This window comes from Deltaproteobacteria bacterium (genome assembly GCA_016177765.1).
Taxonomy (GTDB): domain Bacteria; phylum UBA10199; class UBA10199; order JACPAL01; family JACOUP01; genus JACOUP01.
The window spans coordinates 523,036-536,267 of the sequence record JACOUP010000008.1; the positions used below are offsets into that span (position 1 = coordinate 523,036).

Annotated in this window: 13 protein-coding genes; 3 read left to right on the forward strand and 10 right to left on the reverse strand. The window is 53.3% G+C overall.

All coding sequences use genetic code 11. The annotated features are described in order from the left end of the window. Positions 1–35 precede the first annotated feature (35 nt). Positions 36–680, forward strand: coding sequence for a nucleotidyltransferase domain-containing protein (locus HYS22_04975; GenBank protein MBI1909502.1), 645 nt, complete (start codon positions 36–38; stop codon positions 678–680). Next, complete coding sequence (locus HYS22_04980) at positions 637–1,047, forward strand: HEPN domain-containing protein (protein MBI1909503.1); 411 nt, start codon at positions 637–639, stop codon at positions 1,045–1,047. The genes HYS22_04975 and HYS22_04980 overlap by 44 nt, the downstream gene beginning before the upstream one ends. Here HYS22_04980 and HYS22_04985 read toward each other — a convergent pair. Genes HYS22_04985 through HYS22_04995 form a run of 3 tightly spaced genes read right to left on the reverse strand, consistent with a single transcriptional unit; the run spans position 1,044 to position 3,811 of the window. Further along, a complete protein-coding gene (locus tag HYS22_04985) occupies positions 1,044–1,397 on the reverse strand; it encodes a 3-aminobutyryl-CoA ammonia lyase (GenBank protein MBI1909504.1) in 354 nt (117 codons plus the stop codon). The genes HYS22_04980 and HYS22_04985 overlap by 4 nt on opposite strands. After that, positions 1,288–2,163, reverse strand: a complete 876-nt coding sequence (locus tag HYS22_04990) for a cobalamin B12-binding domain-containing protein (protein MBI1909505.1) — start codon at positions 2,161–2,163, stop codon at positions 1,288–1,290. Before HYS22_04990 ends, HYS22_04985 begins: the two co-directional genes overlap by 110 nt. After that, a complete protein-coding gene (locus HYS22_04995) occupies positions 2,153–3,811 on the reverse strand; it encodes a D-lysine 5,6-aminomutase subunit alpha (GenBank protein ID MBI1909506.1) in 1,659 nt (552 codons plus the stop codon). The genes HYS22_04990 and HYS22_04995 overlap by 11 nt, the downstream gene beginning before the upstream one ends. Between HYS22_04995 and HYS22_05000 the strand changes: the two genes are divergently transcribed. Then, positions 3,810–5,198, forward strand: a complete 1,389-nt coding sequence (locus tag HYS22_05000; GenBank protein MBI1909507.1) for a KamA family radical SAM protein — start codon at positions 3,810–3,812, stop codon at positions 5,196–5,198. The genes HYS22_04995 and HYS22_05000 overlap by 2 nt on opposite strands. Here the strand turns inward: HYS22_05000 and HYS22_05005 are convergent. The 7 genes from HYS22_05005 to grpE are packed head-to-tail and all read right to left on the reverse strand — an operon-like array spanning position 5,195 to position 13,218. Next, positions 5,195–6,304, reverse strand: a complete 1,110-nt coding sequence (locus HYS22_05005) for an L-erythro-3,5-diaminohexanoate dehydrogenase (GenBank protein ID MBI1909508.1) — start codon at positions 6,302–6,304, stop codon at positions 5,195–5,197. The genes HYS22_05000 and HYS22_05005 overlap by 4 nt on opposite strands. A 20-nt stretch (positions 6,305–6,324) precedes the next feature. Then, on the reverse strand, positions 6,325–7,449 hold the full coding sequence (locus HYS22_05010) for a class I SAM-dependent RNA methyltransferase (GenBank protein MBI1909509.1): 1,125 nt from the start codon (positions 7,447–7,449) through the stop codon (positions 6,325–6,327). Next, on the reverse strand, positions 7,446–8,669 hold the full coding sequence (locus HYS22_05015; GenBank protein ID MBI1909510.1) for an HlyC/CorC family transporter: 1,224 nt from the start codon (positions 8,667–8,669) through the stop codon (positions 7,446–7,448). Before HYS22_05015 ends, HYS22_05010 begins: the two co-directional genes overlap by 4 nt. After that, positions 8,666–9,697, reverse strand: a complete 1,032-nt coding sequence (locus HYS22_05020; GenBank protein MBI1909511.1) for an HlyC/CorC family transporter — start codon at positions 9,695–9,697, stop codon at positions 8,666–8,668. The genes HYS22_05015 and HYS22_05020 overlap by 4 nt, the downstream gene beginning before the upstream one ends. Next, positions 9,694–10,686 (reverse strand): thiamine-phosphate kinase, encoded by a 993-nt coding sequence (thiL, locus tag HYS22_05025; protein MBI1909512.1) that lies wholly within the window; start codon positions 10,684–10,686, stop codon positions 9,694–9,696. The genes HYS22_05020 and thiL overlap by 4 nt, the downstream gene beginning before the upstream one ends. After that, on the reverse strand, positions 10,683–12,599 hold the full coding sequence (locus HYS22_05030) for an ABC transporter substrate-binding protein (GenBank protein ID MBI1909513.1): 1,917 nt from the start codon (positions 12,597–12,599) through the stop codon (positions 10,683–10,685). Before HYS22_05030 ends, thiL begins: the two co-directional genes overlap by 4 nt. Before the next feature lie 7 nt (positions 12,600–12,606). Next, a complete protein-coding gene (gene grpE / locus HYS22_05035) occupies positions 12,607–13,218 on the reverse strand; it encodes a nucleotide exchange factor GrpE (GenBank protein MBI1909514.1) in 612 nt (203 codons plus the stop codon). Between the last annotated feature and the right edge of the window lie 14 nt (positions 13,219–13,232).

Consider the following 13,232-nt stretch of genomic DNA (forward strand, 5'->3'; position numbering starts at 1 on the left):
GACAGGCCTTTCTATATGGTATATTAATATATCATATGGAATTTAAAAATATCATTGAAAAACTGCTGGCCGACCCCATCAAGATCCGTCTTTTTTCTGTTCTCTCCCAAAACAGAGGGGGACTCTCAGGAAGGGCCTTGGGCGTTCTCTGTTCCACCTCTTCCTTCAAAATACAACAGGTCGTGAGAGAGCTTGTGGCCCAAGGGGTCTTAACCGAATCGATTGCCGGGAGGTCCCATCTTTACCGACTGAACCTTTCCCACATCCTTGTTCAGGAAGTTATCCACCCCTTGCTTCAGTTTGAAGGCAACCTCTTGAAACAACTGGGGGCCAAAATTCTTAAATCTCTCAACCCCAAACCTCTTGCGGTGATTATTTATGGAAGCGTTGCCAGGGGAGAAGAAACCGCTCAAAGTGATATCGACCTTCTCCTGATCGATCCTGAAAAAGGGAAGCTCCCAAACCCTGCCCCTTTTGCAGAAAGGATTGTCCGGGCCTATGGTAATTTTGCCAGTTTTAAACGGATGACCGTCAACGAGTTACGGGAAAAGGTGCGACAAAAGGACCCCTTGATCCGTAATGTCGTCAAGGAGGGGCGGAGCCTTGCAGGTCTCCCACTCATGGAGGTATTAGACTATGGCCGCCAAAAAGATAAGCACCACCACTCTTCCCAAGAGTGAGTTCAAAAACTATTGGGGAAAGGCACTCCAATTTTATAACGCCATGAATCTTTGTCTTCAAGACCAGGAATGGGATGCTGTTTTGCTGAACGGTGTTCATGCGGCGATCAGTGCCAGTGATGCCTTGACCGTTTTTCTGACAGGAAAAAGAAGTTCCAGTAAACTTCATCAGGATGCCGTGGCTCTTCTCATCCATGCTGTTTCAGAAAACCAGGAGGACCGGAAAAACGCCTCCCGGCTTTCTGAAATTTTGAACGAAAAACACCAGATTGAATATGAACCGAGACGTTTTACGGAAAGAGAGGCCTTTGCCTTTGCGCAAAAGACTGAGCGGTTTTTCGAATGGGTCAAAAACCGGCTTCCTTAACGGACCACAACCGTCCCGATCGCCCGTGTCACTAATTTCTTAGGGCGACCAAACTTATACGCCTCAAACTTCATCGTCCGTGAGCTGTTGCCAATCCGGACAATCGTAGCGGTCGCTTCAACGGTGTCACCGGCGTAGACCGGTGCGAGGAACTCCACCTCCTGGTAGGCCCGGAAGAGTCCTTCGTTCTTCCCTCCCGACTCGCGAAGACAAAGCAGGGTCGCCGCATCCCCAAAGAGCTCAAGAATCTTCGCCCCCGCCACCAAGCCACCCGAATAGTGAGCGTCCTTTTTTCGAAGAGGCACCCGGACCTTTGCCTTCCAGCCGACTTTTGCTTTTTTCTTGCCCATCTTTTTGCCTCCGGATCAGTTCATGAACAATAAAACTGGCCACCTCTGAGGGTTTGGTCCCGGGACCAAAACCGGCATCAAACCCGATCTCATGTGCAATCTTGTGGGTCATCCGTGGCCCTCCTACAACCAGAAGCGCCCTGTTCTTCACCTCCTTAAGAAGTTTCAGCATCTCCTTTAAATTTTTAATATGCTGGTCTTGCTGTGTCACTAGTTGAGAAACCAAAATCGCCTCCGCCTTGAGTTTCATCGCCTGCTCCACCAATACCTTATTATCCACCTGGGCCCTGAGGTTGTGGACCTCAAAACAGGAATACGATTCCAACCCCTTGTCCCCCGCCAGCCCCTTCATCGAAAGGATCGCATCGATCCCGACCGTATGGGCATCGGAGCCGGTGGTGCCGCCGATCACAACAATCCGTCGCCCTTGGGTGGAACACCCTGGGGTGGAGCACCCCAATTTTTGGTGGGCAACCTCTTCGATCTCCTTGTGCGTGAGTCGCGGGATCTCCATCTTCGGGACAATAATTTTATCAAAATTAATCGTCAGTTTTGAAAACCCATAGACGACAAAGAAAGTGAACTCGGGACCGATCCCCTCCATGCAGGTCACCTGGACCTTTTCCAGCCCCATCTTTTCGGCATAAAGACGCGCCGCCTCCTTGGCGGCATCGGAGGGAGGGACCGGCAGGGTAAAACTGACCTGAACCCCACCATCCCCCAGATGGTCCCCATAAGGTTTCAAATTTTTCGGATCAGCGGCCATGGTGTCGCCTCCCCCTAAATCGTTTCCTCGGCGCCCCTCCTCCTTCGGCCCTCGCGGGAACTCCCCTGGGGTGAACCACTCTGGCTTCATCCTCATCAGGGGTCTGTTTCTTTTCCAGCGCCTTCCAAACCGGATTAAAGTAGTGGTGATCCTGCCGTACCACACCGTCAAGACCACGCCCTCCCTCAACGGCACGAGACATGTTGGCAAAGAGACCGTTTTCAATCGCCTTCATCAGACCGCACTGTTCTACCTTCTTGAGGAGAGTATGAGTCTCCTCCAGCATCGCCCGGGCCCGCCGGATCACCTTACCGTTTGGGCTCCAATAGATTTCATCCCCCAGATGTCGGGCATTGTTAAAAATAATGTTGGCACTTTTTAGGCTCATAAATCGGTCCTGCAAAAACGGGTTGTGGATCGCCTCGGTCGCCATCCCCAACAACTGGATTTCCTGATGAGTCATGACCCCGACCAGATTGAAGAGGGCATCCAGGGTATGGCTAAAAAAGATGTCGCCAGTCTTGTGTCGTGTCGGCGGCATGTACTTGACCGGTGACTTCGAAAAAATCTCCCGGACCATTTCGGCCTGGGCAATCTCGTAGAGAAAACCGTCTTCGAGGGTCGGGTCCATTTCAAAGGCATGCCCCAGCCCCAACTGTTCTTCGGAAAGATTGGCCAAGAGCCCGAACTGCTCATTGATAAACTGGGAGGCCAAGACCTGAGGGAAGGCCCGGTACGACTCCGCCGTGGTGAGGTAATTGTCCTCGCCGGTGTTGATAATAATCCCGGCGCGGGCAATCACCAGGCGTGAAAAATACTGGTCGGTGAAGGTCCTCTTCATATTGATATCCCGGAAGAGAATTCCGTACATGGCATCGTTCAATAAAAAATCGAGATTTTCAAACGCCCCCATAACGGCAATCTCCGGCATGCAAAGTCCGGAGGAATAGTTGGTCAACCGGATGTAGCGCCCGATCTTCTCCCCTACTTCATCCAATGCCTTTCGCATGATCCTGAAATTTTCCTGCGTCGCGTAAGTCCCGCCAAACCCCTCTGTTGTCGCCCCATGAGGGACATAATCCTGCAAACTTTGTGCCGTGGAGCGGATGACGGCAATGCAGTCGGCCCCTTGAAGGACAGCCGACTTGGCCTGTTCCACATCCTCATGAATATTGCCGGTCGCGACAATCAGGTATTTCAGGGGCCGATCTTCTCTCTTGGTTTGGTCGATCACCTTTTGCCGTTTCTCACGGGCACCATCCAATCGGCGCAGGCCCCGGATGACCGCACTCTGGAGAACCTGTTGAACTCGCTCAAAAGGGACCTCCGGTGTTTCTCCAAGATTGACCCGGCCATCGGCAATCCGCAGGGCAAGACTCAAAGGAGAACTGGAACGGTGATGGGCCAAGGCGCGGCCAAACCAGGTGGAGATCCCCAAGGCCAGTTTTTCCTTCGGCAGACGGTCAACGATCAGATTGACCACCGGCATCGATTTGATCGCCTCCTCAATCCCCAGGAAGCGAAGGGTCGCCCGTTCGATAGAAACGGTGGTGTGGCGGTTGATAAATTCCTGAACCTGGCGGGTGATTTGCCGAGCCACATGGTGGCAGGATTCAATTTTATCACGATCCAGATTCAGACGGGACATGGAGAATCTTTTTAACTGTTTCTCTTTATTTAATCAACAAATTCCATTAAGATTCCCCCTAGTGACTTTAGACCTTTCCCATCGGCAACTTCTTGGCGGTGAGTTTTGGCGGCAGATCCCCGCCTATGCCGATATCTCGGCAGAAACATTCAACGATCATAAGTGGCAACTCAAACATTCCATTACGAGCGTAGCCCAGGTGCTGGACACCCTTCGCCAGATGGTCTGCCGGGAATTCTATGAAGATCTGGCGAAAGGATTTCACAGGGCACCGATGGCGATTCGCATCTCCCCCTATATCATGAGTCTCATCAATTGGAACAACCCTTATCAGGACCCGTTGCGACTTCAGTTCCTCCCCTTAGCCAGCCGTCTGCTCCCCGATCATCCGGAGTTGAACCTCGATTCCCTCCATGAACAGGAAGATTCCCCCGTCCCCGGTCTCACACACCGGTACCCGGACAAGGCACTCTTCCTGGCACTGGATACCTGTCCTGTCTATTGCCGTTACTGTACCCGCAGTTACGCCGTCGGGTTGGATACGGACGAGGTGGAGAAGGTGGCGATGACCCAAAATGAACTCCGTTACCGGAAAATCTTCGACTACATCCGGAGCCAGCCACAGCTTGAGGATATCGTCGTCTCTGGCGGTGACGCCTACATGCTTTCTCCGGTCCGGCTTCGTCTGATCTGCGAAACGCTACTCGCCATGCCTCAAATCCGCAGAATCCGGATCGCCACAAAGGGCCTGGCCATTATGCCAATGAAGGTTCTCTCGGACCCGGATTGGTACGAAACGGTCCTGGAAATGGTTCGGAGAGGGCGGAAACAGCACACTGAGGTCTGCATTCATACCCACTTCAGCCATCCCAAAGAGATCACAGAAATCACCCAAAGGGTCATGGGGAAAATCATGGAAGACGGGATCATTGTTCGGAACCAGGCGGTCCTCCAGCGTGGGGTCAATGACTCGAGCGAAACGATGGTCCTGCTCGCCCGCCGACTCTCCTTTATTAATGTTCAATCGTACTATGTCTATATGCACGACCTGGTGCGCGGGGTGGAAGATCTTCGGACCTCTCTCAAAACCGGGCTTGAGATCGAAAAACAGGTCCGTGGGTCAACCGCCGGTTTTAATACACCGACGTTTGTCGTTGATGCCCCGGGCGGCGGTGGCAAACGGGCGATCCACAGCTACGAATGCTATGACCGTGAGACCGGCATCTCTGTTTACACCGCCCCTTCCGTCAAACCGGGAAAATTTTTCCTCTATTTTGACCCGCTCCATACCCTCTCCCCGCAGATCCAGAAGGACTGGTTTGATCCCAAAAAGAGAGAGATGATGAAGGAGGCGGCGTTAGGTGCCGCAAAAAAAGGAAATCGTTAACTGAGTCGTCTTTCAAACCAACCCCGAACCTCCGGCGATTCACGAAGGATGTTCAATGCCAACTCGGCATGGCCCGGGATGTACCCGGTCCCCATCATCAACCGGACATCATGGCTGACCCCTTCAGCCCCAAGGGTCGCCGCCTGGAAGTTCGTCGCCATATTGAAAAAATAGACGAGCCCGCCAGGATGACTGGCGAGGATGGCTGCCATCTCGGTCTTGGGAACATTCGCCGTATTGATCACCACATCCGCCATCTTCCCCTTGGTGATGGCCCGAACTTTTTGATAAACCGCCACAGGGTCCTGGGCATCCACCAAGATCCCCTCATCGACAAAGGAGCAGTCTTCAAGTTGCGCCAGAGATTCACTATTTTTTTCAAGACAGAAGACAAAGCCGCTCTTGCCCACCTTTTTTTTGGCCTCATAGAGAGAAAGTATCCCCGCCTTGCCCGCCCCCAGGACCACAACGGTATCCCCTTTTTTGACAATCCGTGGGACCGTCGCCGGCGCCCCACAGACATCCAGCACCGCCAGGGCGATCGGTTCCGGAATGTCAGCCGGCATCTTGGCAAAAACACCGGATTCGAAAAGAATCGCATGCCCGGAGACAGAGAGCTGTTCCTTCTCCACAAAAACCTGTTTGATCTCTTTCAAGAATAAAGGGGTCAGCGTGAGCGAAACGAGAGTCGCAATCCTGTCACCTACTTTTGGGAACGGGTCCTGTCTCGGGTTCCGCCCAGCCGTGCTCACCCGTTCCGCTCGGCCGGGCGCCCGACCCTCGCCACCCGTCTCTAATTTCCTCCCAACCTCCCTAACCGTCCCCAACAGCATCCCGCCCGAATTCGTCACCGGATTGTGCATCTTGCCACGTCTCTCCACAATCCCCCGGATTTTTTCAGCTATTTTTTTTGGATCCTTCCCTACCTCCGCCTTGATCTGGTGAAAACTGGCTGAATCGATATTTAAAGTTTCCACATCGATTAAAATTTCGTTGTCGTAGAGGGGGAGCGCAGGGTCTACCTTTTCAGCGGCCTGGGGAAGAGATCCCCGAGGAGAAAAAACACGATGCATCCCGAAGCGGTCACCACCGGAGCGTTGAGGCATGATTTACCTATAGTGCGACCCTAGTTTTTCTGCAATAAAGAAACTGATTCGATATGGTATGTTTGTGGAAACATGTCTATCGGTTGGATTTTTTCGAGGCGGTAGCCGTGGCGGGTCAGGAATTGCAAGTCGCGGGCGAGTGTCGGCGGGAAACAGGAGACATAAACAATTTTCCGGGGGGCCAGTGAAACAATCTCTGAAAGGATCAGCTTTGCCCCCTTTCGCGGCGGGTCCAAAAGGAGAGAATCAAATTTTCTTTTCTGTCGGACAAGGTCTCTCATTACTTTTTCCACCCGGTTATAAATGAACCGAACTTCATGACGAGGGACCTGTGAGACGGAAATCGCCTCCCCCGGCGACTGCTCCACCGCCGTCACCTTGGCCCCTTGTGCCGCAAGCGGAAAACTGAAATTGCCATTTCCGGCAAAGAGTTCCAAGACCTCCTCTCCTTCCCGAACAGCCATCAATCCAACCACCGCAGAGACAAGATTTTGATTCTGTTCGCTATTGACCTGCGAAAAGGCCCCCTTGCCGGTCTCCAACCGCACACTCCCCTCCTCCTCATCCACCATCAACTCCACCTGCCACCCCCTTTTGCGAATCTCACGGGGGTTGATCGATTTCAGCGTCGCATTGATCCGTTCATCGGCAATCGGGCACTCTTCAATCGCAACAACCCCCTCCCCATCGGCCCTGTAAAAACCGATCTCCCCTTTGGGTGAAGCACCCTTGTCCCCGACGTTCAGTTGGATTCGATTCCGGTAGTGCCACACTTTGGGTGATGGAATAATCGGGAGTAGCGGGGGTTCTTTGATCCTTCCTAATCTCTCCAAGGTTTCCTTGAGAATTTCCTGTTTCCAATAAAGCTGTTTTTCGTACGGGAGATGTTGCCATTGACAACCGCCGCAGGTGAAAAAATGCCGGCAGGGGGCGGCGACACGATCCGGCGAAGGGCTGACAATTTCCTGGATGGCGGCATAGGCATATCGTTTTTGGTCTTTAAAAATGGACACTCGAAGGGTGTCACCCGGGAGACCGAACGGGACAAAAATCACACGCCCCTCATGGCGGCCAACACCGTAGCCACCATAAGCCAGACGATCAATCACCAATGTGGGGTGTGATTCATTTTCGGGGGGCATCATCCTTCTTCCAGGATAACCTCGAGGATGCTCCTCGCCGTTGATCGCTTGATCATAAAGTTTAATTCGCCATGGTGGAGGATCTCCCCCTGCTGGGGGATCCGGTGAAAAGAGGCGAGCAGGAATCCGTTCAGTGTTTCGTAATTTCCCGGAGGCAGCGTGATGTGCAGTGTTTCCTCGATCTCTTTGAGACGGACCTGGCCAGAAAGCAGGTGCTGTTTTGGACCGATCCGCTGGATGAGCGGGGTCTCCTCATCATACTCATCCTCAATTTCACCCACAATTTCTTCGACAAGATCCTCCAGGGTGACCAGACCGATGGTGGCCCCGAATTCATCCACCACGATGGCAATGTTTTTCCCCTCCTTCTGAAAAATCTGGAGGAGTTCCCCGGCTGGCATAGAAGAGGGAACATAAAAGGGGGGCCTCATCATCTGGCTCACGGGAAAGTTCTTATCCGAGTAGAAAAGGAGTTCGGAGGTTTCCAGGATGCCGATGACGTTATGGACCCTCTTGTCATAGAGAGGAACCCGGGAATACCCCTCCTCGGAGAGCTCCGCCATGACCTCGGCAACCGTCGCATCGCTCTTGATGGCATAGGCCTGGGAGAGAGGGGTCATGACCTTCTCCACGCGAATCTCGGTAAAATTGAAGAGGCGAAACAGAAGCCGCCTCTCCCAAATGAGCATCTTGGCCTCCCCCATATTCAAAAGATCCTTCAGCTCTTCCCGCGAAAGGGATCCTCCACCACGGCCTTCCTCAACCACCTTCCCCAGGAGGAGGCGGGTGAGTCTGGAGAAGAAAACGACAAAGGGGTACAGGAGGTATGAAAAGAACCGTAACGGCAGGCTGATTCTGGTGATCCACAGATCCGCCCTGTTCTGGAAGAGGCTTTTGGGAATAAGCTCTCCAAACACCAGGATGACCGGTGAGAGGAGGAGTGTCAGGAATTCGTATTCCGCCCCCCAGCGTTGATGAATGAAAAAAGTGATGAGGAACGTGTTGGCCACCACAGAGAGATTGGTCCCCACAATGGTGGTTGAAAAAAGAAACTCGGGTTCGGAAACAAACCTCTGTGCCATCAGGGCCCATCGGGAACCGAGCGTCGCCGCGTGACGAAGGCGGATCTTGTCACAGGAAACCATCGCCATTTCCGAACCGGAGAAGAACCCCTCCAGTATGAGGAAGATCAAAAAGAAGGTAATCACCAGAACCCAGGTCATGAAACCCCCAATAGGTAGCGAAGCAGGTCATCCATCGTAATCAGCCCCACCAGGTTGTCTTGCTCTTTCAAAAGGGCCATATGCATCTTTTTGCTCTGAAATTCCCTCAACAAATCTTTCACGGAGAGACCCGGATCGATAAATAAGGGGGGGTTGAGAAAACGACGGAGCGAGAAGGATGTGCCACCCGAGGGTGCTCCACTTGAGGGTGATCCACCCGAGGCCCCCGAATCTCTTTGAAGCGTTAAAAGATCCTTAATGTACAAAACACCGATGATATTCTGTTTCGTCCCCTCATAGACAGGGATTCTGGAGAAACGTCTCTTTTTCAGGACCGACAAAACAGCCTCCAGGCTGGTCTCAACGGGAAACGAGACAATCTGCTCTCTAGGGTGCCCCAGATCACCGACCTTTCTCTCGGAAAACTTGAACAGGTTGTCGATGAGCCTCTTCTCCAGGGGATCAACCCCTCCCCCTTCCCCCATGGTCACCAAGGCCCGGAATTCTTCCTCCATGATCATCCGGCGCCCACCATGAATCGTGACCCCGAAAAGGAGATTGATCCGATCGGCGATGAAGACAAGAACCTTTCTGATCGGACGCGTCACTACGAGAAAGATCTGCAAGGGGAAGACGATGAGTGGGGCCAAAAGAGAGGCGGCACGAATGGCAATATTTTTGGGGACAATTTCACCAAACAGGAGGATGACAAAGGTGGTCAACCCGACTGAGATCAGGAAGAAGAGGGTCTTGTCGAGGAATTTGAAATAAGGAACCAGGATCTCGGTAGCCAGGATGGAGATGGCAATATTGACCAGATCGTTGCCCAAAAGGATGGCGGTCAGGACCTGTTTCGGATCAGACTGAAATTTTTTGATCAGGTTCGCTCCCAAGACCTTCGATTGAATCATCTTCTGGACCTGTTGCGATGAAAGTGAGAAGAGGGCGGTCTCCGCCATGGAGAAAAAGCTGGAAAACCCCAGAAGAAGGAATATCACCAGGAGGCTATTGGTTATCGGCGGTGTCATGGGTGAGATGAGAAATGATTATACCCTAAAACAGGGGGGGGGCTCACCCCTTTTTTTAAACCAATAATCTCAATATTTTCAATGGTTTTTGTGATATTCCCAATCCTGTAAAACCTTTTTAAAACCGTTCGATAACGGGGGGGGGCGGTGAAAAGGAGTTCATACTCCTCACCGCCGGTGAGCAGGAGTCTCTCGGTGGAAAGAGACCATTTCCGGGCCAGGGTTTCAAACCGTTTTATATGGGGGATTTTCTCCCATTCCAAGACCGCCCCAACGCGACTGGCCTTCAGGATATGGCGAAGATCCGAAAGAAGACCATCCGAGATATCGATCATTGCGTGAGGAATCCGATGCCGGGCCAGCCAGGCCCCTTCGGCAATGCGCGGTTCTGGATCGAGATGTGCCCGGAGGCAGGAGCGATATTCATGGCGCCCTCTAAAACGATTCTCCTTTTTCAAGAGTGCCAATCCCAGTGCCGAACGGCCAAGGGGACCTGTCACATAGATATCATCCCCTGCCTTCGCCCCTGAACGAAGGACCGGTGGGGCGAGAGTTTGGCCAACAACCGTCACCGAAAAAACCATCCCGCCCGGAGTGGCATTGGTATCCCCACCGGCCAGTTGTACTCCAAACTTCCGGGCGACAGCCCTGAATCCACGGAGTAGCTCGTCCAAAAAGGAAACAGGCGTCCGGGGAGGAACCGCCGCCGCCAAAAGGGTGTACAACGGCCTCCCCCCCATCGCCGCAATGTCCGAAAGATTGACAGAAAGAATCTTACGCCCCAACTGGTAAGGGGAAGTCCACTCTCTCCGAAAGTGCACCCCCTCCACTAGCATGTCAGTGGTCAGGAGGAGATCCCGAGAGCCGGATCGGATAACGGCACAGTCATCCCCGATCCCAACCTTAAGACTGCCCCTCGGCGTCAAACCAGCCGCAATCTTCCGGATGAAGGCAAACTCCCCTCCGATTGAGGCGATTGTCCTTTTCACTCGACTTCCCGAATCCCCTCGTCGGCCAGGGTCAAAAGAAAAAGCTTCCTTTTCAGCTCCCCCCCCTTTTCAGCGGTGATCATACCGGTGGCCCCCGAAAAATCTTTAAGCCGGCTCAAAAAATCCTTGATCTCTTCCCTCACAAACCTTCCCTTGGGTGAAGCACCCTTTGTGGTAGCGAGGATTATCTTGAGGGAGTCATAGGCATACGCCTCCAAAAAGGTCGGGTCCATCGCATAGGCCGCCTTGAAGGAATCGGTAAACTCATGAGTCGCCTTTCTGGAGGCATGGATAAAGAACCCGTCCGGAAAAACGGCATTGGTCAACAGCTCGTTGTCGCCAGCGGCCAGTGAGGGGTGATCCCACCCAGCGGAGCCAAGGAGGAGGAGTCCCTTCATCTCCACGAACCGCATCGCGTCCGCAATCAAAAGGAGATTCTTATAGGTATCCGGGATGAAAAGGGCCTGAAACCCGTAGCCGGAGCCCAAACCGTAATGGGTCACCCCCATCTTGAGGTTCCGGAGGGGGGTCATGAAATCAGTGGTGTCCGGCAGGTAGGATTGTTTGGTTACAACCTTGCCGCCGCACTCGTTCACCTGTTCGGCAAAGTTTTTCTCAAACTCCTTCCCGACTGGTGTCTCCGGGTAGAGAATGGCATAGGTCCCGACCTTTTTCCGGCTACAGGCGTATTGAACGATAGTCGCCACCTGTTCCGAAACGGTGAGAAAATTCCTGAAGACATAATCGCCCCAGGAAACCGCCTCCCGGGGGGAGAGGGCAATCAAGGGAACTGCCAGACGATTGGCCTCCTGGACTACCGTTTCGGTTTCGTCCCGGATCAAAAGGGCGACAACGGCCACCGCCCCTTCAGCCACCAACTGTTGCAGTTGGCCGACTGCCTTTTCGGCTTCCCCTTCGCCTGAATCGCGGACTATCAATCGGACACTGTTCGCAGAGTGAACCGTCACCTCACAAGGATCGAAGACCCCGGCGGCACACTCCAGCCCCCTTAACACCGACTCGGCGGCAACGCTGAACCGGCCGGAGAGGGGGAGCAAGACACCGATAACCACCTCATCACCGGTCCCGGTCCTTTTTTCCGTCTCCGACAGCAGGGAACGAACCAGCGGAAGGTACTCATGTTTCGGATAGGTCTTGGCAAATTCTTGGGCGAGACTTTTGGCCTTGGCATAATTTCCCTTAGTATTGTGGGTCTGAATCAGTTTCCAGAGGATCACCCCACCAACCGGCCTCCCTGAAAAATTTTTGGCCCAATCCTGCAAACGGTCGGGGTCCTCATTCCCCTCCCTGACCCATTTCTCAACAAAATCGACCACCTCCTGTTTTTCAACAATCCACGGGGCCCCGCCAACTTTTCCGGAAAAGGACGAGTCTTTATAGGCGTCATAAAGGTTCAGGAAACCCAAGCTCTTTTCGTTCTCCGCCTCTCCCAGTTGTTTGGCGTCCTCAATCCAGAGAGAACCAATTCGGATACGAAGCCGGACATTGGCATACTTGTGTGGAATTTTACGGAGAACCGTCTTCGATTCCCCATACTCCTTCATCCGGGTGTGACAGACCGCCTCCTTATACATCGCCTGTGGCCCCAGATCAGGATCAAAAGAACGGGAGGTCACCTTTTCAAAAAACCTGAGCGCCTCGGAGAACTGGTTGGAGTGCAGATAGATCTCCCCCAACCGGTAATACGACCGGTCGGTCAGGCGATTGTACGGGTATTTGTCGATGAAGGATTGGAAACGGCCGGCCGCCTCGGAATAGTTGCCGACCTGATAGATCCTTTCGGCCTGCCGGTATTCTCGTTCGACAGCTGGCGTCACCTCGGCGGCGTACTTGGCCCGCGGCCCGACCGGCCCTCCGCCTCCGCAGGAAACGAGTCCAAGGAGGGCGACCAAGGCAAGGCTACTTTTCAGGATTTTTTTCGTTTTTCACCTCGTGAGGTGCGGTCTGCGAAGGTGCGGCCGCCACACTCACCTTGGCCGGCCGAAGGAGTTTTTCATGAAAGAGGTATCCTTTTTGATATTCCCGAACGACCGTTCCTGGTTCCGCTTGCGTCGTTGGTTCCTGACTGATCGCCTCATGGATCGCCGGATCGAACTGCTCCCCCACTGTCGGGACGGGGTGGAGCCCCACTTTTTTCAGAATCTTGTCCAGTTCCTTTTCGGTCAGGAGGACCCCCTCCCGCAAAACCTTGATATCAGAAACCCCCTCGCTATGTTGGAGGGCGAGTTCGAGGTGATCCTTGATTTGAAGAATCTCTTTCAAGAGCCGTTCGTTGCCGTACCTCAATAATTCCTCCCGCTCCCGATCAGCCCGTTTCCGGAGATTGTCCATCTCGGCCGCCAAACGGAGGTACTTGTCCCCGGCCTCGGCCAACTGTTTTTTCAACTCTTCGGTCTTGGAGGGTTCTGCGGGGGGCTCTTTTTCTAAAGGAGTCCCCCCTTTTTCCAGCCCTCCTAACTTGGAAGCGGCGTTAGCCTCACGGGTAAATTTGGACCTGTCTCGATGTTCCATGAACGATGGGGATA

What these genes read in the sequence shown, in the direction of transcription:
- HYS22_05010 (MBI1909509.1), bottom strand. Translation starts at nt 7,449, where the DNA reads ATGATGCCCCCCGAAAATGAATCACACCCCACATTGGTGATTGATCGT.
- HYS22_05015 (MBI1909510.1), bottom strand. Translation starts at nt 8,669, where the DNA reads ATGACCTGGGTTCTGGTGATTACCTTCTTTTTGATCTTCCTCATACTG.
- HYS22_04980 (MBI1909503.1), top strand. Translation starts at nt 637, where the DNA reads ATGGCCGCCAAAAAGATAAGCACCACCACTCTTCCCAAGAGTGAGTTC.
- HYS22_04975 (MBI1909502.1), top strand. Translation starts at nt 36, where the DNA reads ATGGAATTTAAAAATATCATTGAAAAACTGCTGGCCGACCCCATCAAG.
- grpE (MBI1909514.1), bottom strand. Translation starts at nt 13,218, where the DNA reads ATGGAACATCGAGACAGGTCCAAATTTACCCGTGAGGCTAACGCCGCT.
- HYS22_04985 (MBI1909504.1), bottom strand. Translation starts at nt 1,397, where the DNA reads ATGGGCAAGAAAAAAGCAAAAGTCGGCTGGAAGGCAAAGGTCCGGGTG.
- HYS22_04995 (MBI1909506.1), bottom strand. Translation starts at nt 3,811, where the DNA reads ATGTCCCGTCTGAATCTGGATCGTGATAAAATTGAATCCTGCCACCAT.
- HYS22_05000 (MBI1909507.1), top strand. Translation starts at nt 3,810, where the DNA reads ATGGAGAATCTTTTTAACTGTTTCTCTTTATTTAATCAACAAATTCCA.
- HYS22_05005 (MBI1909508.1), bottom strand. Translation starts at nt 6,304, where the DNA reads ATGCCTCAACGCTCCGGTGGTGACCGCTTCGGGATGCATCGTGTTTTT.
- HYS22_05020 (MBI1909511.1), bottom strand. Translation starts at nt 9,697, where the DNA reads ATGACACCGCCGATAACCAATAGCCTCCTGGTGATATTCCTTCTTCTG.
- HYS22_04990 (MBI1909505.1), bottom strand. Translation starts at nt 2,163, where the DNA reads ATGGCCGCTGATCCGAAAAATTTGAAACCTTATGGGGACCATCTGGGG.